This window comes from Flavobacterium alkalisoli (assembly GCF_008000935.1).
In the GTDB taxonomy this organism is placed as follows: domain Bacteria; phylum Bacteroidota; class Bacteroidia; order Flavobacteriales; family Flavobacteriaceae; genus Flavobacterium; species Flavobacterium alkalisoli.
In genome coordinates this window covers 1,128,260-1,152,252 of the sequence record NZ_CP042831.1, presented here as the reverse complement: position 1 = coordinate 1,152,252, position 23,993 = coordinate 1,128,260, and the positions used below count along the sequence as shown (strand labels likewise).

18 protein-coding genes are annotated in these 23,993 nt (G+C 39.3%); 9 read left to right on the top strand and 9 right to left on the bottom strand.

The genetic code is table 11. The features are described 5' to 3' along the window. Complete coding sequence (locus FUA48_RS04985; RefSeq protein WP_147582527.1) at window positions 1-1,206, top strand: ABC transporter permease; 1,206 nt, start codon at window positions 1-3, stop codon at window positions 1,204-1,206. A 193-nt stretch (window positions 1,207-1,399) separates the two neighbouring features. Continuing rightward, complete coding sequence (locus tag FUA48_RS04980; RefSeq protein WP_147582526.1) at window positions 1,400-2,812, top strand: MATE family efflux transporter; 1,413 nt, start codon at window positions 1,400-1,402, stop codon at window positions 2,810-2,812. Window positions 2,813-2,861: 49 nt separating this feature from the next. Here FUA48_RS04980 and dusB read toward each other — a convergent pair whose 3' ends face one another. Further along, window positions 2,862-3,854, bottom strand: coding sequence for a tRNA dihydrouridine synthase DusB (dusB, locus tag FUA48_RS04975; RefSeq protein ID WP_147584956.1), 993 nt, complete (start codon window positions 3,852-3,854; stop codon window positions 2,862-2,864). A gap of 568 nt (window positions 3,855-4,422) precedes the next feature. Here dusB and lepA point away from each other — a divergent pair. The 5 genes from lepA (at window position 4,423) to FUA48_RS04950 (ending at window position 10,319) form a co-directional block, all read left to right on the top strand. Next, on the top strand, window positions 4,423-6,219 hold the full coding sequence (gene lepA / locus FUA48_RS04970) for a translation elongation factor 4 (protein WP_147582525.1): 1,797 nt from the start codon (window positions 4,423-4,425) through the stop codon (window positions 6,217-6,219). A gap of 114 nt (window positions 6,220-6,333) precedes the next feature. Next, window positions 6,334-7,716: a pentapeptide repeat-containing protein gene (locus FUA48_RS04965; RefSeq protein ID WP_147582524.1), complete on the top strand. Its 1,383-nt coding sequence runs from the start codon at window positions 6,334-6,336 to the stop codon at window positions 7,714-7,716. 439 nt (window positions 7,717-8,155) lie between these two features. After that, complete coding sequence (locus tag FUA48_RS04960; RefSeq protein WP_147582523.1) at window positions 8,156-8,596, top strand: response regulator; 441 nt, start codon at window positions 8,156-8,158, stop codon at window positions 8,594-8,596. A 62-nt stretch (window positions 8,597-8,658) separates the two neighbouring features. Continuing rightward, window positions 8,659-9,720: a thiamine-phosphate kinase gene (gene thiL, locus FUA48_RS04955; protein ID WP_147582522.1), complete on the top strand. Its 1,062-nt coding sequence runs from the start codon at window positions 8,659-8,661 to the stop codon at window positions 9,718-9,720. Between the two features lie 200 nt (window positions 9,721-9,920). Further along, complete coding sequence (locus FUA48_RS04950; RefSeq protein WP_147582521.1) at window positions 9,921-10,319, top strand: hypothetical protein; 399 nt, start codon at window positions 9,921-9,923, stop codon at window positions 10,317-10,319. Window positions 10,320-10,377: 58 nt separating this feature from the next. Here FUA48_RS04950 and FUA48_RS04945 read toward each other — a convergent pair whose 3' ends face one another. The 3 genes from FUA48_RS04945 to FUA48_RS04935 all read right to left on the bottom strand — a co-directional run bounded on the left by FUA48_RS04945 (window position 10,378) and on the right by FUA48_RS04935 (window position 12,875). Next, window positions 10,378-10,791: a DUF2541 domain-containing protein gene (locus FUA48_RS04945; protein WP_147582520.1), complete on the bottom strand. Its 414-nt coding sequence runs from the start codon at window positions 10,789-10,791 to the stop codon at window positions 10,378-10,380. Window positions 10,792-10,898: 107 nt separating this feature from the next. Beyond that, window positions 10,899-11,270, bottom strand: coding sequence for a hypothetical protein (locus FUA48_RS04940; protein WP_147582519.1), 372 nt, complete (start codon window positions 11,268-11,270; stop codon window positions 10,899-10,901). Window positions 11,271-11,330: 60 nt separating this feature from the next. Then, complete coding sequence (locus tag FUA48_RS04935) at window positions 11,331-12,875, bottom strand: glycine--tRNA ligase (protein WP_147582518.1); 1,545 nt, start codon at window positions 12,873-12,875, stop codon at window positions 11,331-11,333. 90 nt (window positions 12,876-12,965) lie between these two features. Between FUA48_RS04935 and FUA48_RS04930 the strand changes: the two genes are divergently transcribed. Then, window positions 12,966-13,649, top strand: a complete 684-nt coding sequence (locus FUA48_RS04930) for a ComF family protein (protein ID WP_147582517.1) — start codon at window positions 12,966-12,968, stop codon at window positions 13,647-13,649. A 65-nt stretch (window positions 13,650-13,714) separates the two neighbouring features. Then, window positions 13,715-15,367 (top strand): Ig-like domain-containing protein, encoded by a 1,653-nt coding sequence (locus FUA48_RS04925; RefSeq protein WP_147582516.1) that lies wholly within the window; start codon window positions 13,715-13,717, stop codon window positions 15,365-15,367. On the opposite strand, the gene FUA48_RS04920 is transcribed toward FUA48_RS04925, so the two are convergent. The 5 genes from FUA48_RS04920 to FUA48_RS04900 form a co-directional block, all read right to left on the bottom strand. Next, window positions 15,354-16,121 carry an amidohydrolase gene (locus FUA48_RS04920; RefSeq protein WP_147582515.1) on the bottom strand — a complete coding sequence of 256 codons (768 nt, stop codon included), beginning with the start codon at window positions 16,119-16,121 and terminating at the stop codon, window positions 15,354-15,356. The two genes, FUA48_RS04925 and FUA48_RS04920, sit on opposite strands and share 14 nt — an antisense overlap. A gap of 400 nt (window positions 16,122-16,521) precedes the next feature. Continuing rightward, the gene (locus tag FUA48_RS04915) at window positions 16,522-17,934 is read right to left on the bottom strand and encodes a glycoside hydrolase family 30 protein (protein WP_147582514.1); all 1,413 of its coding nucleotides are present in this window, start codon (window positions 17,932-17,934) and stop codon (window positions 16,522-16,524) included. Window positions 17,935-17,993: 59 nt separating this feature from the next. Continuing rightward, window positions 17,994-19,448, bottom strand: a complete 1,455-nt coding sequence (locus tag FUA48_RS04910; protein ID WP_147582513.1) for a glycoside hydrolase family 30 protein — start codon at window positions 19,446-19,448, stop codon at window positions 17,994-17,996. A 14-nt stretch (window positions 19,449-19,462) separates the two neighbouring features. Then, window positions 19,463-20,947, bottom strand: a complete 1,485-nt coding sequence (locus tag FUA48_RS04905) for a RagB/SusD family nutrient uptake outer membrane protein (protein ID WP_147582512.1) — start codon at window positions 20,945-20,947, stop codon at window positions 19,463-19,465. Between the two features lie 19 nt (window positions 20,948-20,966). Continuing rightward, window positions 20,967-23,903: a SusC/RagA family TonB-linked outer membrane protein gene (locus FUA48_RS04900; RefSeq protein WP_147582511.1), complete on the bottom strand. Its 2,937-nt coding sequence runs from the start codon at window positions 23,901-23,903 to the stop codon at window positions 20,967-20,969. Between the last annotated feature and the right edge of the window lie 90 nt (window positions 23,904-23,993).

Here is a 23,993-nt window from a genome sequence, read left to right as displayed (position 1 = left end):
TTGAGCTTTCCTTTCTACATTGCCCGAAGGTATACTATTAGCAGAAGCAAAAGCACTGCGGTAAATATTATTTCCGTAATTGCTGCCTTGGGTATTGTAGTAAGCGCCACCGCTCTTTTTGTTATCCTTTCGGTTTTTAGCGGACTGAAAAATTTCAGTCTTTCTTTTACAAACGCTACAGATCCTGACCTTAAGATAACAACCAGCGTAGGCAAATCGTTTGTTATTTCCCCTGAACAGGAAAAGAAACTAAAAGCTATTAACGGCATTACCGTTTATACTAAAGTAGTAGAGGAACGTGTACTTTTTTATTACGATCAAAAAGAACACGTAGCCTTTCTTAAAGGAACCGACAGCCTTTTTACTACTGTAAACCCTATGGAAAAACAACTGGTTGTGGGTTACTGGGCAACGCCTCTTACCACACAATGTGTTGTAGGTATAGGCACTGTTAGCAAGCTATCATTAGGCCTTTCCTCTTTTAGCCACAGGCTGGAAGTGTATGTACCCAAACCCGGCAAGGGAACCATTGACACCCCCGATGACGCATTCAACAAGTCGGCATTGATTCCGGTAGGTATTTACTCCATTAACGATGATGTAGACAGCAAATATGTATACTGCGATTTAGGCATAGCACAAAGCCTTTTACAATTTAAACCCAATCAGGTTACGGCAATAGAAATTAAACTTGCCCCGGATGCTTCGGAAGACAACATTAAGGAGCAACTGATTACCGTATTTGGCAAAAATGCCGTTGTAAAGAACAGGGCACAATTAAACGACTCGCTTTACAAAATGCTTAATTCAGAGAACCTGATAACTTATCTTATCTGTTCGCTGGTAGTGGTGTTAACCCTTTTCTGTCTTGCAGGAGCATTGATAATGCTGATACTTGACAAAAAAGAAAACATCAAGACACTCTATTGTTTAGGACTAGAGGTAAGAAGTATAAGGAATATCTTTTTATATCAGGGACTTTTCATTACTGCACTGGGCGCTTTTGCCGGACTTCTTTTAGGCAGTATCATCGTACTGCTGCAAATGAAATTCAGCCTGATAACCATAACTCCTACCCTTCCTTTCCCGGTAGAGTTTAATATCCTGAATATTGTAATCGTATTACTTACTTTATTCATATTGGGTTACTTAGCTTCAAGAATAGCAGCAGGCAGGGTAAATCGTAAGCTGATTGAAAATTCATAATTTTTTTACTTAACGATTTCATTTTTAATCTATATTTGCCGTTCAAAGCATATAGAAATATGAAGTTATTTGCTGCTTTAACACGATAAGGCAAAAATACCACCGCTAACTTTTAAAGTGAATGAAGCATTAACCCTTTAATGCCTCTCTTCATTTTTATATTCTTTTTTATAACAATTTATTTCGAAATATTATGACACAGCAGGCACAGCGAAGCAGTGCATTGTCACGCTTTTATACATTATTACAACAATCCCTTAAAGGGGAAAATATAGATTTTACTACCGGCAGTATCCGTAGGGGTGTGTTGCTTTTAGCCATTCCCATGATGCTCGAGATGATGATGGAATCGGTTTTTGCACTGGTAGACCTTTACTTTGTAGGACACCTGGAAAACAGCAGCTTTGCCGTTCAAACCGTAGGCCTTACAGAGTCGGTACTTACAATAATCTACTCCATAGCCATAGGTATGAGTATGGCCGCCACGGCTGTTGTGGCAAGGCGTATAGGTGAGAAAAATCCCGAAGCCGCCGCAAGGGCTGGTATGCAGGCCATAGTAGTGGCAGTTGCGGTAAACCTTATTATTGCGGTTTTCGGTTTTATTTATGCTACCGAAATACTTGTATGGATGGGCTCTTCAACAGCATCCGCCGTTTACGGAACCAACTTTGTACGCATTATGATGGGCGGAAGCTTTGTTATCATGCTGTTATTTCTGTTCAATGGTATATTTCGTGGTGCAGGTAATGCAGCCATAGCCATGAAAAGCCTTTGGATTGCCAACATCTGTAATATTATACTTTGTCCTATATTTATTAACGTACTTGGATTCGGACTTACAGGCGCAGCCATAGCCACAACAATAGGACGTAGCACAGGCGTACTGTATCAGTTATACAACCTGTTTAACGGAAAAGGTGTATTGAAAGTAGTGCTGTCTTACTTTAAGCCAAATATGGAACAGATAAGAAACCTGGTAAAGATTGCTGCTCCGGGCGTACTCCAGTTTGTTATAGCGTCATGCAGCTGGATATTTTTAGCCCAGTTGGTTGCCACTACTGGTGGTGATGAAGGCTCGGCAGGATACCAGAGTGCTTTACGTATCATGATGTTCTTTATGCTGCCGGCATGGGGGCTTAGTGGAGCTGCCGCAACACTGGTAGGACAAAATTTGGGTGCACAACAGGTAGACCGGGCAGAAAGATCGGTACTGGTAACTGCTAAATTTAATGCTATTTATATGGGTGTGATTATGATTATTACCCTTGTCGCTGCCGATGAGTTCATGTGGTTCTTTACCAATAATACTCACGTGCACGATATTGCGGTAAAAGCAATTATGATATTAAGTTCGGCATATATATTTTACGGAATAGGCATGGTGCTTATTAACGCGTTTAACGGTTCGGGAGATACCAAAACACCTACATGGGTAAACTTCTTTGGTTTTTGGGTATTGCAAATCCCGTTAGCCTACCTGCTTGCCAAACATTTTAATCTTGGCCCTACAGGTGTCTTTATAGCCATCCCAATTGCAGAAACCGCCATGACCATTGCCAGTATGGCCTTATTTAAAAAAGGAAAGTGGAAAAAAGTACAGGTATAAAAAAGGCTCAGCAAATGCTGAGCCTTTTCATTTTATATCTAATGTTTTATTATACCATTTTATAGTCGGCAAATTTTTCAAGTACCTCATCAAAAACGGCATAAACATCTTCAGGTTTGTCGTTAGACACCATTCGTTGCCTGTATTCCTTAAAGCCGTGAATACCTTTAAAGTAATTGGTATAATGCCTGCGGGTTTCAAATACCCCTACCCTTTCACCTTTCCAGTCTATAGACCATTTAAGATGGTTACGTGCCGCCTCCACACGGTCTTCAACAGTTGGTTCCGGCAGATGCTCTCCCGTTGCAAAGTAATGTTTTATCTGATTGAATATCCACGGATACCCTATAGCCGCACGGCCTATCATAATACCGTCAAGTCCGTATTCATTTCTGTATTTAAGTGCCTTTTCAGGACTGTCTATGTCTCCGTTACCAAAAATAGGGATCTGTATGCGCGGGTTGTTTTTTACCTTAGCAATAGGAGCCCAGTCGGCTTCACCTTTGTACATCTGTGCACGGGTACGTCCGTGTATGGTTAAGGCTTTAATACCTACATCCTGTAACCTTTCGGCTACTTCATAAATATTAATGGAATCTTCGTCCCAACCCAAACGGGTTTTTACCGTTACGGGAAGATGGGTACTGTCTACCACAGCTTTGGTAAGGCGCACCATAAGGTCTATATCCTTTAAAACCCCGGCTCCCGCACCTTTACAAACCACCTTTTTTACAGGGCAGCCAAAGTTAATATCAACTATATCCGGATTTACGGTTTCCACTATTCTGGCACTCATAGCCATAGCTTCTTCGTCACCCCCGAATATCTGAATCCCTACAGGTCTCTCATAATCAAATATATCCAGCTTCTGGCGGCTTTTTATCGCATCACGAATAAGTCCCTCAGAAGAGATAAACTCACTATACATCAAATCGGCACCATGCTGTTTGCATAACCTGCGGAAAGGCGGATCGCTCACGTCCTCCATAGGCGCTAACAACAGTGGGAATTCAGGCAGTTCTATATTACCAATCTTAACCATCTTCTTCATTTTGTGCAAAATTACAACATTTTCACGATATGGTAATTAAGCACTATAAGCAAACCCAATAACACCATAAATAAAAACAATTATATTTTTTTATGATAATAGAAGCGAGCATATTACATTTGCGCCATCTTTAAAAACGCCATAAGCCCCCAATGGAATTTTAAGGGTATAAAAAACAGCTAAATTACATATTAAACCGGACGTGTCTTCCCTCCATGGCATGTCCGGTTTTTATTTTTCCAGTCTATGGAAAACCATAAACAATTTTCCTACGTATACATTCATATCAATGAATGTATTTCCTGAAAATCCGGATGATGGATATGCCTCCATCCGTTAAACCAAGGAACAGAAATAAAGCATTCGTTGGTAACCTAAATCCCCCCTTATAGTTGCAGCACATGCGTTAAAACATGTGCTGCTTTTTTATTTAGAAAATCCTGCTTTGCAACTTGCTAACTTTAACTATATTTGCCGATTAATTCACTACCTTTACTAAAGGCCGCATATTTTTCACGAATACTGGGCAAAAGGTATATTAAACTGATACTGAACGAAGATGAAGAATATTAGGAACTTTTGTATTATTGCCCACATTGACCACGGTAAAAGTACCCTGGCCGACAGGCTTCTGGATGCCACACAAACTGTTACTGCGCGCGAGCAGCAGGCACAGTTACTGGACAATATGGATCTTGAGCGTGAAAGGGGTATTACCATTAAAAGCCATGCCATACAAATGGATTACATGCATAATGGCGAAAAATACACCCTTAACCTTATTGACACCCCGGGCCACGTAGACTTCTCTTATGAAGTATCGCGTTCCATTGCTGCGTGTGAAGGAGCTTTGCTTATTGTAGATGCTGCACAAAGCATACAGGCGCAAACCATATCTAACCTTTACCTTGCACTGGAAAACGATCTTGAAATTATTCCGGTACTTAACAAGGTAGACTTACCAAGCGCCAATCCGGAAGAGGTAAGTGACGATATCGTAGACCTTTTAGGCTGTAAACTTGAAGACATTATTCCTGCCAGTGGTAAAACCGGTTTTGGAGTAGACAAAATATTAGAAGCGATTATTGACCGAATACCGGCACCTAAAGGTGATCCGGAAGAGCCGTTACAGGCGCTTATTTTCGACTCGGTTTATAACCCTTTCCGTGGTATTGAAGTTATATTCAGGGTAATTAACGGTTCTATAAGCAAAGGACAAAAAGTTAAGTTTATGGCAACGGGCAAAGAATATTTTGCCGACGAAATTGGTACGCTTAAACTAAACCAGGTTCCTAAACAGGAAATAAAAACAGGTGACGTAGGTTACCTTATTTCCGGTATTAAGGAAGCTCGTGAGGTAAAAGTGGGTGATACCATTACCGATGCCAAAACGCCAACCCAAAATATGATTGCCGGTTTTGAGAACGTAAAACCGATGGTATTTGCGGGTATTTATCCGGTGGACACCGAAGATTATGAAGAGCTTAGAAACTCGATGGAAAAACTTCAGTTAAATGATGCTTCCCTTGTTTTTGCTCCCGAAAGTTCGGCTGCACTTGGTTTTGGTTTCCGATGCGGATTCTTAGGAATGCTTCACATGGAGATTATCCAGGAGCGTTTGGAACGTGAGTTTGATATGACAGTAATTACTACTGTTCCCAACGTATCGTACCATGCCTACACTAAAAAAGAACCTGAAAAGGCAATTATAGTAAACAACCCTTCCGACTTACCGGAACCCTCTAAACTGGATCACGTAGAGGAACCTTACATTAAGGCCACGATTATTACAAAGAGCGACTTCGTAGGAAACGTAATGAGCCTTTGTATAGAAAAACGTGGTTTGATTACGAACCAAACGTATCTTACAACAGAACGTGTGGAGCTTACTTTTGATATGCCGCTTGCCGAGATTGTATTCGACTTTTACGACAGGTTAAAAACGGTATCTAAAGGATATGCTTCGTTTGACTACCACCCTATAGGTATGCGTACCTCTAAGCTTGTACGTTTAGATGTACTTCTTAACGCACAGCCGGTAGATGCCCTTTCGGCTCTTATCCACGAGGATAACGCTTACAACATCGGTAAAAAAATGTGTGAAAAGCTTAAGGAGCTTATACCGCGCCAGCAGTTTGATATTCCTATTCAGGCAGCTATCGGGGTTAAGGTAATATCAAGGGAAACAGTTAAAGCCCTTCGTAAGGACGTGACCGCAAAATGTTACGGTGGTGATATTTCACGTAAACGTAAGCTACTTGAAAAACAGAAAAAAGGTAAAAAACGTATGCGCCAGGTAGGTAACGTAGAGATACCACAGGAAGCGTTTATGGCAGTACTTAAACTAAATGACTAAAAGCCCCTCCCAACCTCCCCGAAGTGGAGGAGACTAAAAGAGGAATGAATAGAGAAACCCGGTGCAGATGTGCCGGGTTTTTTGTTTATTTTTAGATTTTTTAATCTCCAAAAAATGACTGAACGGGAATTACTTGAAAATATTGCTAATGGTAAATATAAATTTAATGGTGAAGTTTTTTCTTCAAACATCTCACTAAAATCAATTAAATTATTAAAAACTCTACAATTCAGGAACTGCGAATTCAACCGCAAATTCCTATTGAGAGATATCTACAGCGGCTCCTGTTCAATAAATTTTTACAATTGCAGTTTTCATAATTTTGAAATTGAATATTGTGATATAAATACTCTTGAGCTTTTAGCTGTTAAAAAGATCAGTAACCTTAAAGTCCATGATTGTAAATTTCAACAACTATTATTAAGAGACCACAATGCCATTGAATGTTATTATGAAATTTTTCAAACACAAATAAATCAATTATTTATTTGTACTAAAATAAATAATTCTAAAGGCGTATTTAACTCCAGCATTAATATTATTTCCGAAAAAACACTCCAAGCCAGCTTTTTATCGTCCAAATTTGGACATCTTGAAATTGATGGAAATTATGGATATTTTGATTTTAGAAAAAATGAAATCAATACATCTAGTAACTTTTTTAAAATAAACACTAATAAAGCATATTTTAATAACTCAAACTTTGGGCCTATTAGTAAATTCAACAGCTGCAATTTTGAATCTACAGCAAGTTTCAAAGAATGTGGCAATATATCCCATAATATATTTTTCCAAATATGTACTTTTAAAGAACAGGTATATTTCACTAATGCCAATTTTAACCATTTTGAAATCACTGATACTTCATTTGAATCTAGAGCATCATTTGATAATTTGGAAACCAACACCATTCGATTACATTTAGTTAGCTTTATAAAAACAGCTTATTTTGATAATTTAAAAATCAACCTATTAACTAATAAGAAAAATTTTAAAGCTTGGAAAACCGACACTGCTAAACAATGGCGAAGTACATTAAGACAAATTAAACAAGAACTTCAAAAAGCAGAAAACCGTATTGACTATAACCGATTTAGAGGATATGAATTACAAGCTTATTATCAAGAATTAGATTGGAAAAATAATTTTAAAGACAAAGCCATATTATGGGCTACAAAAGCATCTACAGGCTTTGAACATAGCTGGACAAAAGCATTGCGTTTTGTGTTAACAGGAGCGGCAATTTTCTACACCTTATTTTTCATTTCAGAAAATTACATGCTAACCCTAAATTTAAATCTATCCTCAATAAAAGATTTTGTATCCGGGTATTTTAGATTTCTAATTGTAACTGACTTTTACAATCCTCTGGAGGAAAAACGAATTTTTATTGACAATAGTAATACTATAGGTTGGATTATATTCATCTTAGGTAAAATTGTTTTGGCTTTTGGTATCTACGAGATGATACAGGCTTTCAGGAAGTTTAAGGCATAACACACCCCTACCCCCCTCTCAAGAGGGGAACTAGCAACCCTAAACTAACAACTAGCAATGACAAAACATGAGTGAAGCTATGGCATTAAACTCTGTGGCGTAAAGGAAATTATAAATGAGGCGTTAAAAAGCATCCGCTGTTTGAGCGCAGCGAGTTCGGATGGTTTAGCTGAATGCCATAATTTTTAGCCTAAGGAGTTAGAGTCTTGAATTTTTGGTTCTTTTGTGTCAAGACAAAAGAACAGAACAACCCAGATTGCCGCGTCGCCCCTCCTCGCAATGACACACCCCTAACCCCTCTCAAGAGGGGAACCAAAAACCCGAAGCTAATAACTTGAACAGCACTAAAACTTTATGACTCTTTTATGTTAGCAAAAGCCTAATGTGCATGGGTTTAAAAATCAGGCCCTTTACTTTTGCAGCGCTAAATAAATAAATCATGAAAAAAGAAGGCCCCATAGTTATAATTGAAGACGACGAGGACGATATATTAATTTTTGGAGAGGTTCTTAAAAGTTTTAACCTGCCTAACGAATTGGTGTTTATAAACGACAGTACCAAAGCTATTCCCTATCTTGAACAGAAGCACATCAACCCTTTTATGGTGATTTCTGATATCAATATGCCTAAAATGAGTGGGTTTGAACTGCGCGATGCCATTTGTAAAGATCCCTACCTTACCCAAAAGACCAAACCTTTTATATTTTTTACCACAGTTGGCAACGGCTACACCATAGAAGAAGCCTTTAAACGCGATGTACAGGGCTATTTCCATAAAACACCGGATCTTAATCAACTCACCGAAACCCTTAAAGAGGTAATTACCTTTTGGCAGGATATTGAGGAGGCAGAACCTAACAACCCTGAATTATGTGTTTAAAGCTATAGCGCTTTAGGACTTCTTTGAAACTTCGTACCTTTGCAACTTAGCAACTCAAAGAAATGATTGAAGATAAAAACCAACAACGCACTGATTTAGGTCAGCTGGGCGAATTCGGACTTATAGAGCATCTTACAAAGAACATAGAAATAAAACAGCCTTCTACCCTTACCGGTATAGGCGACGATGCTGCCGTACTTGACTTTAAGGACAGGAAAACTGTAGTTTCTACCGACCTGCTTATAGAAGGCGTGCATTTTGACCTGGCCTATGTTCCGTTAAAGCACTTAGGCTACAAAGCCGTAGTAGTTAACGTGAGTGACATTTGTGCCATGAACGCAAAACCTACCCAAATTACGGTTTCTATAGCGGTATCTAACCGTTTTCCGGTAGAAGCACTGGAAGAATTGTATGAAGGTATTAAACTGGGCGCAAAAGTTTATGATGTAGACATTGTGGGCGGTGATACAACTTCGTCTCAAAAAGGAATGATTTTAAGCATTACCGCCATAGGCGAGGCAGATGCCGAAGAGATAGTGTACCGCAACGGCGCTAACGATAACGATTTGTTGGTACTAACCGGTGATGTAGGCTCGGCTTATATGGGGTTACAGGTACTTGAAAGGGAAAAAGAGGTATTTAAGGTAAACCCAAACAGCCAGCCCGATTTAGACGCTTATACTTACCTTATTGAACGCCAACTGAAGCCTGAAGCGCGCAAAGACGTAAAAGAGCTCTTAAAAGCGCTTGAAATTAAGCCTACGTCGATGATTGATGTTTCTGACGGACTGTCATCGGAGATTATTCACCTATGTAAGAACAGTGGTGTGGGATGTAACCTGTATGAAGAGAAAATCCCGCTTGATCCTGAGTTTATAAATGTATGTGAAGAGTTTAATATAGATAGTACCACAGTTGCCATAAACGGAGGTGAGGATTATGAGTTACTGTTTACCATTAAACAGGATGACTACGATAAACTGAAAGGTAATCCTAACTTTACTATTATAGGCCACATGACACAGGAAAGCGAAGGCATACACCTTATTACCCGTGCCAACACTAAAATACAGCTTAAGGCAAGAGGCTGGAATGCTTTGAGTAACGAAAATAACGAACAATAAACATCCGTCTTTGCGAGGAGGCACGACGAAGCAATCTGAAAAATAGATTGCCACACTCCATTACATTTCGTTCGCAATGACACACCTTAATAAAAAGCTCCCGATTGGGAGCTTTTACTTTATTATATAATCTGTTAATACAATCCCTTTGTTTTTTGTTTTGAAATAAAAGCTTTAGTTTTATAGTAAAACCATTCAAAATGAAAAAGATAACCTTACTATTAGCCCTTTTTCTTGTAACGATTTCCGCCTATGCCCAGGAAAAAGAGATTTCAGATATAGAGAAAAAACAAGAAGTATCTATAATAGAAAAAACACCTGAACCGCTTCAAAGCAAGGATTTTTCTTTTGCATCAAGCCTTTTTAAATCTGACTACAATAAAAATTACACAGGTCTATATTTTCAGGGAGCAAAAATACATTCAACTGAAAATATTTTTTCAGTGTATGCTGAAAAACACCCTGAAGAGTATTCTCTCATAAATACATACAACAATGGTTCCCGCTATGATGCCACCGACGGATTTTCTTTAGGCAAATGGAATAACAAGAAAGGGTTTACTATGAACATAAGTTTAGGAGGTAAATGCGGTTTATAGCAATAAAAACATAATTAAAAAGGCTCCCGATTGGAAGCCTTCTTTATTGCATATTTTATTAATGTGAAACTCTTCCCTGTACCTCGACCTTAGCTTTTTTGGTAACCAGCATATTCCCTACGGAATCATACTCAAGTTCAATTTTTTTGATTTTAAGTTCGCCGCTTTTACCGGGCAAGTCCCATGCCAGTGAGGTCATCCCTTTTGTAAGTACGCCTACCCCTTTGGCATCATAGTCTTTTTTGGCACCGTCGCTCATTTCCACGTGTACCTTCTTTAGCTTTACAGTACCCTCAGTACATTTAATACGTATCTTATCTATATTCTTTTCGTTACCGCGTGGTGTTACCACATCTTTTTCGGCTTTAAAGTTAACCGTCTTTTCGGCAATCGTAGTCCAGTCCTGCGCCAAAGCTTTTGGTGAAACAGCCAAAAACAGGCAAATGGTGATTAGTTTGATTACATTTTTCATGGTACTATATAGATTTACATTACTCGTCAACACAAAGCACTACACATCAAATAGTTAACAAACTAAAGTTACAAAAAAGAAAGATATCAAAACTATATTTATATCCTTTAATCCTTTACCGGAATTGAAACATACATCTTCTTATTCTCTCTGTCCCCACTAAGCTCATAGTAAAACGTAATCTTAAAATAACCATCAACTACTCCTTTTTCATCTATTATTAATTCCCATGCGGCACAGTTATCCCCGCATTGTTCTTTTTTTCTTAATCCCCTTGCAATTGAAGAACTGTTTTTTATATCTATATTCTCAAAATAGGTTTTAAGTAGTGTTGGTTTATTTAATTCCAGGTAAGGTAATTTAGTATCCAGTACCACTGTTATTTTTTTATCGCCTTCGCTTACAACAAAAACTCCGTTTTCCTGAGCAAAAGAGGAAAGGCCTAAAAAAAGAAACAACAGCAAGGTAATTTTTTTCATATCGTATAATTTGACAATTTAAATATATAAAAAAAGGCTCCCGATTGGGAGCCTTTACTATTATTTCATTTTCATGAGCCAGTTTCTTACCGAAACCTCTTCGTTGATGATACCTCTTAATTCCGATATCTTCACCCTATCCTGCTGCATAGTATCACGGTGACGGATAGTTACCGTTTGATCCTCCAGCGTTTGGTGATCTACCGTAATACAGAACGGAGTACCTAGAGCATCCTGTCTTCTGTAACGACGTCCTACTGCATCTTTCTCGTCATAAGCCACATTGAAGTCCCATTTAAGATCTTCTATAATTTCGCGGGCAACTTCCGGAAGTCCGTCTCTCTTGATTAGCGGAAGTACGGCAGCTTTAGTAGGCGCCAGTACAGCCGGCAGGCTAAGTACGGTACGTGTAGAACCGTCTTCAAGGGTTTCCTCTTTTAATGAAGTTGAGAATACCGCTAGGAACATCCTGTCAAGACCCACTGATGTTTCCACCACATAAGGCACATAGTTCTGGTTAAGCTCCGTATCAAAGAACTGAAGCTTTTTACCTGAAAACTGTTCGTGTGCTTTAAGGTCGAAATCGGTTCTTGAGTGAATACCTTCAAGCTCTTTAAACCCAAACGGGAAGTTAAACTCAATGTCGGCAGCAGCATTAGCATAGTGAGCCAGCTTCTCATGGTCGTGGAAACGGTAGTTCTCCTCACCAAGTCCAAGAGATTTATGCCATTTTAATCTTGTTTCTTTCCAGTATTCATACCATTTCATTTCCTCACCCGGACGAACAAAGAACTGCATTTCCATTTGTTCGAACTCCCTCATACGGAAAATAAACTGTCTTGCCACAATCTCGTTACGGAAAGCCTTACCTGTTTGTGCTATACCAAAAGGAATTTTCATCCTTCCTGTTTTTTGCACATTAAGGAAGTTTACAAATATACCCTGGGCAGTTTCCGGACGAAGGTATAAATCCATTGCAGTAGAAGCCTCTGCACCCAGTTTAGTACCAAACATAAGGTTAAACTGACGTACCTCTGTCCAGTTTTTAGATCCTGTTTCAGGATCGGCAATACCAAGCTCCTCTATAAGCGCCTTTACATCGGCAAGGTTTTCGGTTTCCAAACTGTTAGCCATACGCTTAAGTATAGCATCTTTCTTTTCAAGGTACTCCTTAGTACGTGCATTAGTAGCCTTAAACTCCTCCTCATTAAAGGCATCGCCATAACGGTCTTTTGCCTTGTCTATTTCTTTTTGAGCTTTTTGGTTAAGCTTCTCGGCATAGTCTTCAATTAAAACGTCTGCCCTGTATCTTTTTTTGGAATCCTTATTGTCAATCAAAGGGTCGTTAAAAGCATCTACGTGTCCCGATGCTTTCCACGTTGTAGGATGCATAAATATTGAGGCATCTATACCTACAATGTTCTCATGCATCTGCACCATTGATTTCCACCAGTATTCCCTGATGTTCTTTTTTAGTTCGGCACCGTTTTGACCGTAGTCATACACAGCACTTAATCCATCGTATATTTCGCTTGACGGAAATATGTATCCGTATTCTTTAGCATGCGAAATTACATTCTTAAAAATATCTTCCTGTTTTGCCATGGTGCAAAAATATAAAAAGCGATTGTATATATAAATGCCCTCTTTTATTATCTTTAGCCTAAATCAAAATATTTTTGTGTTAACCACACCATGTTCAAAAGTTTAGTCAACTTATTATATCCAAAAACCTGCTCAGGCTGCAATGAAACGCTATTGGATAGCGAATCGGTACTATGTACTACCTGCAGGCATGAGCTGCCTTACACACAGCACCATCTTAACCCGGAAAACGAAACCTATAACAAATTTTACGGCAGATTGCCATTGGAGCACGCTTCTTCCCTCCTTTATTTCCACAAGGAAGGCATCGTACAACAGCTTATCCATAATCTTAAATACCGTGGACATGAAGAGGCAGGAAAACTTGCAGGAGAACTCTATGTTGATGATTTAGTAAAAACGGAAACATTACAGTCGGTTACCGATGTTATTCCCGTACCGTTACATAAGAAAAGACTAAGGGAACGCGGCTATAATCAGGTTACCGAATTTGGCAGGGCACTGGCAAAAGGTTTAGGTGTAAACTACAGCGACAACATCCTGTTAAGGGAAAGCTATACCAAAACCCAAACTAAAAAAGGATTATCAGACAGGGCAGAAATTACACGTTCTGCTTTTGAAGTTTCTTATACCGAAGCACACCATAACAGGCACTTTTTATTAATTGATGACGTTATTACCACAGGTGCTACCCTCGAGGCTTGCGGCAGGGCATTGCTTAAAATACCGGGAAGCCGCTTAAGCATTGTTACTATTGCTTATGCACATACTTAAATTTTACAAAAACATTTTATTTACACTAAATATAATTGTTATTTTGTGCTGTTAAAGAATACTATATGTACAGGAACCGATTTCTGCTTTATATCACACTTGCTTTATTTATATCCCTTTTATCGCTTAACAGTTGCGCAAAAAGAGGAACTATAACCGGTGGACCTAAAGATTCCATACCTCCGGTACTGGTATACAGCACACCTGATAATATGTCTACTGAATTTAAAGGTAACGAGATTCAGATAAACTTTAGCGAATACATTAAGGTAAAGGACATAAGCAAGCAGCTTATCATTTCCCCTCCAATGAAAAACACACCTACCATTTACCCAATGGGAAGTGCCAGCAAATACATACGCATAAAAATTAAAGACACACTGGAGGACAACACAACCTACAGCTTTAACTTCGGGCAAAGTATTACCGATAATAATGAGGGTAACCCTTACTCACAGTTTAAATTCGTTTTCTCTACAGGAACCTATATTGATTCCCTTACATTAGGCGGAAAAATTAAGGATGCCTTTGAAAAAAAGCCCGATAATTTTGTTACGGTTATGCTTTATGAGGCTAACGATACCTACAACGACTCTATAGTTTATAAGGAAAAACCACGCTACATAACCAACACGCTGGACAGTATGGTAAACTACAAGTTAGAAAACCTTAAGGAAGGCAAATACTATGTAGTGGCATTAAAAGACAAAAACAACAATTATAAGTTTGACCCTGCATCCGATAAGATTGCATTTCTTAATAAGCCAATAACAGTTCCTAACGATTCGCTTTATGAACTTAATCTCTTTATGGAGAAAAAGCCTTTTAAAGCGCTTAAACCTGTACAGGCATCATCAAACCGTTATTTTGCAGGATATGAAGGCGATGGCAGAGATGTAACCATCGAAGTTAAAAATGCTGCGACAAAAGAACTTATAAAAACCATAACCTCTAAGGTTCCAGAAAAGGACTCACTACAGATATGGACACCAAGAGACATTAACAGTGTAGCCGACTCACTATTGGTTTCGATTAGGAAAAATGATTCTCTAAGAGAATTTGTAGTAAAAACCAAAGAAATGAAAGCAGCCGATTCACTTGGTGTGGATGCCGTTCAAAAAGGAACATTACACTTTAGGGATAAGTTTGCCATATTTGCCAGCACACCACTTGTAAAAATAGACACCACAAAGATTGCACTTATCAATAAAGATTCAGTAGCTGTTCCTTACACCACTAAGTACGATGAACTGAAACAACAGTTGGAGTTTGACTTTAAAAAAGAGGAAGAACAAAAATATAACTTTACCCTTTTACCGGGAGCGCTTAAAGATTTCTACGAAATGGAAAACGACACTTTAAGCTATACCGTAACTACAAAACTATATTCGAATTATGGAAACCTGCGTATTAGCCTGCGCAACGCAAACCGTTTCCCTCTTATACTGGAAATATTTAATACGAAGGACAAAGTAATAGGGACTGCTTACATAGAAAATGAAAGCCAGGCCAGAGAAATTGCTTTTGATGCTATTGCTGCCGATAAATATTCTGTCAGGGTAATATATGACGGCAACGGCAACCGCGAATGGGATAGCGGAAACTATCTGGAAAAACGCCAGCCTGAAGAGGTATTTTATTATCTGGAAGGTATTAAGCCTAAAGAAATTGATATTAGGGAAAACTGGGATGCTATCGAAACTATTACTTTACCATAGTATAAGTATCCCTGTCGTTTAGAAATCCAAATCTTTTACGGGTTTGCAACATGGCTTCTTTATCCAGCGAAATGGTTATTACCTCTTCGCCGTCTGATGCCTTTGCCAATTCATTACCCAAACAATCCAATACCTGAGAATGCCCCGGATAATTGTGTCCGTTCTCATCCTGACCTACCCTATTAACGCCTGCCGTATAGCACATATTCTCTATACTGCGAGCCTTTAAAAGGGCATCCCACGCCAGTACCCTTGGTGAAGGCCAGTTAGCCACATAAAGCAACAAATCATAATCCTCCAGGTTACGGGAAAAAGCAGGAAAACGAAGATCATAACACACTAGAGGGCATATCTTCCACCCTTTATATTCTACTATCAGTTTTTCACTACCCGATGTATAGGCTTTATCCTCTCCCGCAAGGGTAAACAAATGGCGCTTGTCATAGGTTTTAATACTACCGTCAGGATACACAAAACATAGCCTGTTATAATAATTTCCGCCTTCCTTAATTACAAGGCTGCCTGTTATGGCAAAACCCTTTTGAGAAGCAATAGCTTTCATCCATTGCACCGTTTCACCTTCCATGTCTTCGGCGACCAATTCCGGCTTCATGGTAAAGCCCGTTGCAAACATTTCAGGCAATACAACAAGATCTGTATGTTCACCAATACTGTTTATTATCCTGGTAAAATTCTGCCTGTTTGCTTCGTGGTTTTCCCATTGCAGGGCCGTTTGTATAAGGGTTATGTTCATCGCAGTTATTTTTACTAAATGTACAAATAGCACATCACTCCTGCAAACAAAACAAAAGAGCCGCGCTAAAAGCGCGGCTCCCGTAACTAACCTAAACATAAACTATTCTTTCAATGAAAACTCATTTTAAGCTGTAACCATTATTATAAAGTCACATTTTTCGGGTCTCCACTCCCTGCAAATGTGTAGCTCCTACTTTAAAATAGCGGCACTAAAAGTTATGTTATCTCTTTATAATTAAACATCAAAAAGGTTTAGTGCATACCTGACTGTTATAGATTGCGGACAGCTTTGTTATCCTAATGCCTTAATTAAGGCTTTCACAAAAAACTATATACTCTTTAAGGCTACACTTATACGCTTGGCAAGGATTGCATGCACCAAACCCGTTGATTTATTATTACAGCACAAGCGTTGCCACAGCGCCTGCTTTTAGCATTACCGCTGCATTTTTAGCTCCTGCATTTATTGCTACTGCTTTATCTTCTCCTGATGTATTTTGTACAATAACCACAACTTTCCCTTCCGGTGTTTTATAAGCCACATTAGGCAATCCGTCTATAAGGTTAGAATCTATCCTTACACTGCCCGGGCGTACAAATTTTGAAGCATGGGCTATTATATAATAAGCCGGTTCTCTTGTTACCTTATCACCTGCTATAGTAACCGCGCCAAGGCAACGGTCGCAACCACCCCTGTCGGTATGAGGCTGTTGGTTTTCATCGGCTGCAAGATTCCATTCCAGTACCGTTTTACACCAGTTTCTTGGTGCGCCAATAATAAGGTTTTCCACATGCCAGTTCAGTTCTTTGGCAAAGTCGCCCGGAGCCCCTACCCACTGTTCGGTAAAGTATAAGTTTTTATTCGGATGCGCGTCATGAACCTTCGAAACCGCATCGATAGTACCCCCATACAAATGGAAGGCAGAACCATCAATATACTTGGCTGCTTCAGGATCATCCAGAATAGTGATGGGATAGTCCGGACGGTCTGCATTATGATCATAAACTATGATCTTAGTCTTTATCCCGTTCTTTTCAAATTCAGGACCTAAATGATCCCTTACAAATTCCTTTTGTGCCTCAGGCAACATTAAAAGGCTTGGATTGTTCCCCGGATGTAATGGCTCATTTTGTACGGTAACAGCATCTATTGTAATACCGTTAGCCTTCATCTCCTGAATGTATTTTACAAAATATTTGGCATAAGCAGGATAAAACTCCGGCTTAAGGCTTCCTCCCCTTGCATCACCATTATCTTTCATCCACACAGGCGGCGACCATGGTGATCCCAGAATTTTAATATCAGGGCTTATTTTTAGTATCTGTTGTAAAACCGGAATAAGGTATTGTTTGTCATAGCCTAAGTCAAACTTCTCCATCTTCACATCGGTTTCCCCTTCAGGAAGATCGTTATAAGAGAACACTTTTTCATCAAGATCTGACGCTCCCACGCTTATCCTGATGTAGCTAACCCCTATACTGCCCTCACCGGTACCGTATAGTTCCTGTAAAAGTTTTTCCTTTTCAGGCTCGCTCATATTGCTTATATGCTTAGCGCTCCCTCCGGTTAGTGTATACCCAAAACCATCCATTTCCTGATAGGTTTTTGAGGTATCTATTGTAATTACGTTTTGGTTTTCTGATTGATTGATTAAAAAGTTTTCCTGCTTTTGAAAAACAACCGATTTATCGGGCATGGTTAGCCACAATTCGGTATCATTTTTCTTTTCAGCAGATCCACATCCGGCCAGCATAGCCAGGCCTAAAAGCGGTAAAGTAATCTTTTTCAGTGAGGTATTTTTTTTATGCATAATCGTATTAAAGTGCTAAACAGCACTGCTTATTATTGTAAATGTTTGACAAATGCGGCTTACTGCCATACGATAGTCGCTACTGAATTAGCTTCTACCGAATAATTTATTTTGGTTTCCCCAACTACTATAGAAACAGTCCTGTTTTGAGATGATTCGTTAAGCAATACCATTACCTTAGAACCATCAGTATTTATAAAGGCTACGTTTCTTATGTTTAGGGAATTGTCGAAATTGGACGAGTTAACACGTTTAGCGCCCGGCCTCACAAATTTTGAAAAATGGGCAAGACAGTAGTACTCCACATTTTTTGTTACCTGTCCCGATGAACTTACAGTTACCACTCCACGACAGTCGGTACAGCCACCGTTTGTAGGTCCGTGATTACTGTTTAAAGCTAAGTTCCACAACAAGGCATTTTTAGACCAGTTTCTGGTAGTACCTATAAAAATATTTCCAACATTCCATTTTAAGTTACTCGAAAAATCAGTACTCCACTCGCCACCTGAAACCTCGGTAAAATAAAGTTTCTTATCAGGAAAGGCTGCATGTACCTGGTTCATAGCCGAAACATCTCCCCCATAGGCATGGAATGCAGAACCATCTATATATTGAGCAGCTTCCGCATCTCCCAATACACTAATTGGGTAAGAAGGCTGATCGAAATTATGGTCGTAAGCAATAATTTTAGTGGTAAGCCCTGCCTGTTGAAATTTAGGCCCAAGGCTGGATTTTATAAATTCGGCCTGCTCTGTTGCGGTCATTCCCATTGTTGGATAACCTCCGGTTTCGTGCAACGGTTCATTTTGTGGTGTAACAGCATCAATGGTTATACCGTGGTTAGCATAAGCATTAATGTATTTCACAAAATAATCACCATAAGCGCCATACCATTGCGGGTCTAAACTTCCGCCGCCAAGGCTGCCGGAATCCTTCATCCAGGCCGGAGCACTCCACGGGCTGGACACTATTTTAATACCGGGAGCGTAGCCTAATACAGACTGCAGCACCGGGATTACATGAGCTTCATCTTCAGCAATGGAAAACTGTTCCAGATTCGGATCAGTACTTCCCGCCGGAATGTCATCATAAGTAAAATCCTGTAGGGAAAAATCAGAAGCACCTATGGTAAGTCTTAAATAACTAAGTCCTATACCTTCCTGTTCGCTGAACAGGTCTTTTAGCAATGCTTCCTTTTGAGTGGCATTCATCTGACTGATAACATAAGCCGATGAACCTGTTAATGCGGCACCGAAACCGTCAATTTCCTGATACTGCTGAGAGAAATCAACTGAAACTGACGGATAGTCGGTCGCATTATTATCATAAATATTAAGAGAAGGCTGCCCACTTAAAAGCTTTTCTTTACTGCCGTTTGTTACCCATACATTAGCACTGCCTATAACATTACCGTTATTTTGGGCTGGCGGCGGCGGTGTTACCGGCCCATCTTCATTATCTGAACATGACCAAAACATACCGACAAGGCTTAAAAGTAAGAGCGTTTTTCTCATAATATCATTTTTTATTAATTATAACCTGGGTTTTGCTCAAGGTTAGGGTTTCTGCTTATTTCCTGTTGAGGTATAGGCAGGAAGATTTCATGCTCATCCATATCGTAATCTACTGGCTGACCATCTCTTAAATCTATGTCATCAACCGCATTCATAACCTCTACTACAACACCGTTTCTAACAAGGTCGTCCCAACGGTGCGCTTCCTGAGCAAGCTCCAGTCTTCTTTCTTTTAATATTACCTGTTTCATAACAGCTGCAGAAGCTGTTTGTGCCGCAGTAAGTACAGGCAGGTTAACCCTTTGTCTTACTTTATTAACCTCTGCCTCTGCCGATGCAATATCACCTAATGCATTGTGAGCTTCCGCTTTAAGAAGGATAATATCTGATAAACGAAGTAAGTAGATATGGTCTGAACTTGCCCATCCCATTGCATTTTTCCATTTGTAAGCAAAAGGAACTGAGCTTCCTGAAGCATTACCCCAGTACTCATCTATCCAGCTTACTTCCTCAAAAAGTATGGTTGCATTTTTACGGATATCGTCACCTTCAGAATCAAAAGCATCAACAAGGTCATGAGAAGGAGTAACAAACTTTCTCCATGTATCTCCGCTTATTGATGGCGGCAGGTGCATTTGAGGCCCCCAAGAACCTTCGTTACCTCCTAAATACTGCACTTCAAGGATAGACTCAATATTGTTGTAGTGGCTTCCGTCAAAAAGCTCGGCATAACTACCCATAAGATCGTATCCTGCAGGGCTTGTAAGTACCATGTTTGCGTAGCTTATTACCTGTCCGTAATCCGGATTTGGTTTTTGAGCATAGGCTTTAGCCAATAGTGCATAAGCTGCACCTTTAGTAGCACGTGCCTTATTTATGCTGGCGTCATCACCATAAGTATCAGGCAACATTAAAGCTGCTGTTTCTAAATCTTCAATTATCTGAGCATAAACTTCTTCAGCCGTACTTCTTGGCCTTCTTGTTACTGAAGGATCTGCAGAGTTAACCGGTGCAGTAAAGATTGGCACGCCTCCAAATAACCTTACAAGTGTGTAGTAATGATAAGCTCTTAAAAAATAAGCCTCACCCATTATCTGCTCTCTTCTTTCCTCTGTTATTTGCTGGGTTACGTTTGGTGTTTGCTCTAATACCACATTTGCTTTTGCAATAGCGTTAAATATAGCTCCCCATGCGTTAAGCACCCTGCTGTTTGCCGTTTCAACATTAATAGCCTCTATCTGGAAAACCTCAGGGTTATCACCTCCTGCATAATGATTGTCTGAACGAACATCAGAAAACAATACATGATCCCACACATAGTAATCATTACCCTGGAAAGATTCATACACCCCTGTAAGAGCTGCCTCAATCTGGTCTCCAGATGTATAGGCATTATCCTTTATAGATTGTGAAATAGGTGTATCGTCCAGTCCGTTTTCACATGCAGTGAATAAAAACCCTGCTAATAAAAGTGAAAAAACTATTTTCTTATTTTTCATAATAATACTGTTCTGTTAATTAAAGTGATGCCCTTATACCAAAAATTATATTTCTTGTTTGAGGGTATGTTCCATAATCTATACCGTATACCTGTGTGCTGTTACCTGCGAAGTTAACCTCAGGGTCAAATCCTTTGTAATTAGTAATGGTAAACAGGTTCTCGCCTGTAGTATAGATACTTAAATTACTAAGACCTATTTTATCAGTAACATTTTTAGTAAAGTTGTAGCTTAATGTTATTGCCTTTAGCCTTAGGTATGAACCGTCTTCTATATATCTTGTAGATATTCTTGAATTAGCTATACTACCATCTGTAGAAACTCTTGGGATATCTGTAATATCACCAGGCTGTTGCCAACGGTCTAATACTGCTGCAGACTGGTTTTTAGAGTTTATCATACTTTCTGTCTCGATTCTTGTAGCATTGAAAATATCATTCCCCTGAGAACCCTGGAAGAAAATATTAAGGTTAAAGTTTTTATAGCTTAAATTGTTAGTAACACCATAAATGAAATCCGGATTAGGGTTACCTATAATCTTACGGTCATCATCTGTAGGGTTAAATGTAGCCTCACCATCAGCACCAATATAGTATACATTACCGGTATCAGGATCTACTCCCCCCCACTCATAACCATAGAATGTTCCTACAGGCTGGCCTTCTTCAAGGCGAACTGCATCACCTCTTCCGGCAACTCCTCCTGTAGAGATAGTTTCACCTACAAGACTGGTAATTTTATTCTTATTGAAAGACATGTTTAAATCGGTAGTCCATTTAAACTCACCGTCCATGTTCACTGAACTTATTGCAAATTCGAAACCTTTGTTCTCAATTTCACCTGCATTCATTAATGCAGAATTAAATCCTGTAGCCCTTGGGATTGGCACATCAAGTAAAAGGTCGTTACTTGTTTTCTTGTAATAATCGGCAGAGAAACGTATTCTGTTGTTAAACAAGGCAACATCTATACCTATGTTAAGCTGCTCAGAAGCTTCCCATTTAAGGTCTTCATTCTGAATTCTACCCGGATAGTTACCCGGCTGTGTAGATCCGCCAATAGGATAGTTAGATCCGGGCACCACAGTACCATACCATGCATAGTTAGGAATACCTGTATCATTACCAACAAGACCCCAACCCGCTCTTAATTTTAAATCGTTAACAGCTGTAACTTCTGAGAAAAACTCCTCGTTAGAAATCCTCCATCCTGCAGAGAATGACGGGAAGTAACCCCATTTTTGGTTAGGTCCGAATTTTGTAGAACCATCTGCCCTAAAGTTTGCTGTTAATAAATATCTGTCGTCAAATGAATAGTTAAGCCTTGAAATAACCGAAGAGTTAACCTGTTCTGTTTTGTCTGCAGTAGCAGTTACAATTTGAGAACCTCCGTTTGGAGTTGTAATAGCATCACCGGCAAAGTTTCTTGTTTCGATGCTGCTGTTTTCTGCACGCCACTTTTGGTAAACAGTACCTACAAGAGCTTCAAAATGGTGTTTTTCAACATCAAAATTGTAAGTTAACGTGTTTTCGAAATTATAGTAATTGTTTAACCATGTCTGGTAACGGCTGATACCTTTCATAGCACGACCATAGCTGGTACGGTACGGATCTAAGAAATAATCACTTTTAGCATTACTGAAATCAATACCTAAAGCAGATCTGTATTTTAATCCTTTTAAGAATTCTACCTCTGCATAAACGTTACCAAAAACTCTTTGGTTTCTGTAGCCTCTTTGTGCCGCATCTGTACTTGAAATTGGGTTTTCCCAATCCTGGAAAGGGTTACTTGTAAAAGTACCGTTCTCATTATAGATACCTATGTTTTGAGGAGTAGTTAATACTCCAAGGATTACACCTCCCTGATTTACTGCAGAGTTATCTGTAACATCTACGTCATTATAATCAACATAGTTAAAGTGAGTACCAACTTTTAACCAATTATTCACCTCCTGATCAAGGTTTACCTTGAATGTTTTTCTTTTCATTTGTGCACTTCTTACAGCACCTTCCTGGTTAACATAACCACCGGACATGTAGTAAGATGTTTTATTTGATTTACCGGATACAGACACCTGCTGGTTGTTAGAGAAACCTGTCTGGAACACTTCATCCTGCCAGTTTGTATCGGCAGTATATAGTTCCCATGTAGTATTTCTACCCATCTCTTCCATTAAATCCCTGTATTGAGCAGCGTTTAAAACATCCAGCTTTTTCCATACGGTCTGGAATCCTACATAAGTATCATAAGTAATAACCGGTTTTTCTGATTTACCCTGTTTAGTAGTAATAATTACTACACCATTACTACCCTGAGAACCGTAAATTGCAGCTGCCGAAGCATCTTTAAGTATAGACATGCTTTCTATATCAGCCGGGTTAAGAGAACGCGTATCAGAAGTAACAACTCCGTCAATTACATAAATTGGGTCACTACCACCTGTAATTGAACTCGTACCACGAACACGTACACTAAAACCTCCACCTGGTTTACCTGAGTTTGAGATAACCTGAACACCGGCTGCCTGACCCTGCATAAGGCTGCTAACCTGATTATTTACACGGTTTTCAAACTTCTCACCATCTATAGTGGCAACAGCTCCTGTTATATCTTTTTTGGCTTGCGAACCATATCCCACTACTACCACCTCATTAAGTTCGGTAGCATCTTCTGCAAGTGTGACATCTATATTTCTGTTGTCAATAACCGAAACTTCCTGAGTGGCATAGCCAATATAGGAAAACACTAATACATCTCCCGGTACAGCCTGTATGGTAAAATTACCATCCACATCAGTAGATGCGTTAGCTTGCTTACCCTTAACCAGTACATTAACGCCCGGTAGGGTTAAGCCGGTTGCTTCTTCCTTAACAGTACCTTTTACCTGCCCAGACTGAGCAAAGGCTGCTGCCGAAAAAAACAACACTAATAAAATTAAGTAGTTTTTGAATCTCATAGATTTTAAGTTAGAGTTAAGTTTAAACTAATGAAAAACAATGTTTTACTTTCCATTTTTGCATTCCCAAACGGCCAAATTGAGAAAACA

Coding starts and splice junctions, on each gene's coding strand:
- FUA48_RS04980 (WP_147582526.1), top strand. CDS start 1,400: ATGACACAGCAGGCACAGCGAAGCAGTGCATTGTCACGCTTTTATACA.
- dusB (WP_147584956.1), bottom strand. CDS start 3,854: ATGGTTAAGATTGGTAATATAGAACTGCCTGAATTCCCACTGTTGTTA.
- lepA (WP_147582525.1), top strand. CDS start 4,423: ATGAAGAATATTAGGAACTTTTGTATTATTGCCCACATTGACCACGGT.
- FUA48_RS04965 (WP_147582524.1), top strand. CDS start 6,334: ATGACTGAACGGGAATTACTTGAAAATATTGCTAATGGTAAATATAAA.
- FUA48_RS04960 (WP_147582523.1), top strand. CDS start 8,156: ATGAAAAAAGAAGGCCCCATAGTTATAATTGAAGACGACGAGGACGAT.
- thiL (WP_147582522.1), top strand. CDS start 8,659: ATGATTGAAGATAAAAACCAACAACGCACTGATTTAGGTCAGCTGGGC.
- FUA48_RS04950 (WP_147582521.1), top strand. CDS start 9,921: ATGAAAAAGATAACCTTACTATTAGCCCTTTTTCTTGTAACGATTTCC.
- FUA48_RS04945 (WP_147582520.1), bottom strand. CDS start 10,791: ATGAAAAATGTAATCAAACTAATCACCATTTGCCTGTTTTTGGCTGTT.
- FUA48_RS04940 (WP_147582519.1), bottom strand. CDS start 11,270: ATGAAAAAAATTACCTTGCTGTTGTTTCTTTTTTTAGGCCTTTCCTCT.
- FUA48_RS04935 (WP_147582518.1), bottom strand. CDS start 12,875: ATGGCAAAACAGGAAGATATTTTTAAGAATGTAATTTCGCATGCTAAA.
- FUA48_RS04930 (WP_147582517.1), top strand. CDS start 12,966: ATGTTCAAAAGTTTAGTCAACTTATTATATCCAAAAACCTGCTCAGGC.
- FUA48_RS04925 (WP_147582516.1), top strand. CDS start 13,715: ATGTACAGGAACCGATTTCTGCTTTATATCACACTTGCTTTATTTATA.
- FUA48_RS04920 (WP_147582515.1), bottom strand. CDS start 16,121: ATGAACATAACCCTTATACAAACGGCCCTGCAATGGGAAAACCACGAA.
- FUA48_RS04915 (WP_147582514.1), bottom strand. CDS start 17,934: ATGCATAAAAAAAATACCTCACTGAAAAAGATTACTTTACCGCTTTTA.
- FUA48_RS04910 (WP_147582513.1), bottom strand. CDS start 19,448: ATGAGAAAAACGCTCTTACTTTTAAGCCTTGTCGGTATGTTTTGGTCA.
- FUA48_RS04905 (WP_147582512.1), bottom strand. CDS start 20,947: ATGAAAAATAAGAAAATAGTTTTTTCACTTTTATTAGCAGGGTTTTTA.
- FUA48_RS04900 (WP_147582511.1), bottom strand. CDS start 23,903: ATGAGATTCAAAAACTACTTAATTTTATTAGTGTTGTTTTTTTCGGCA.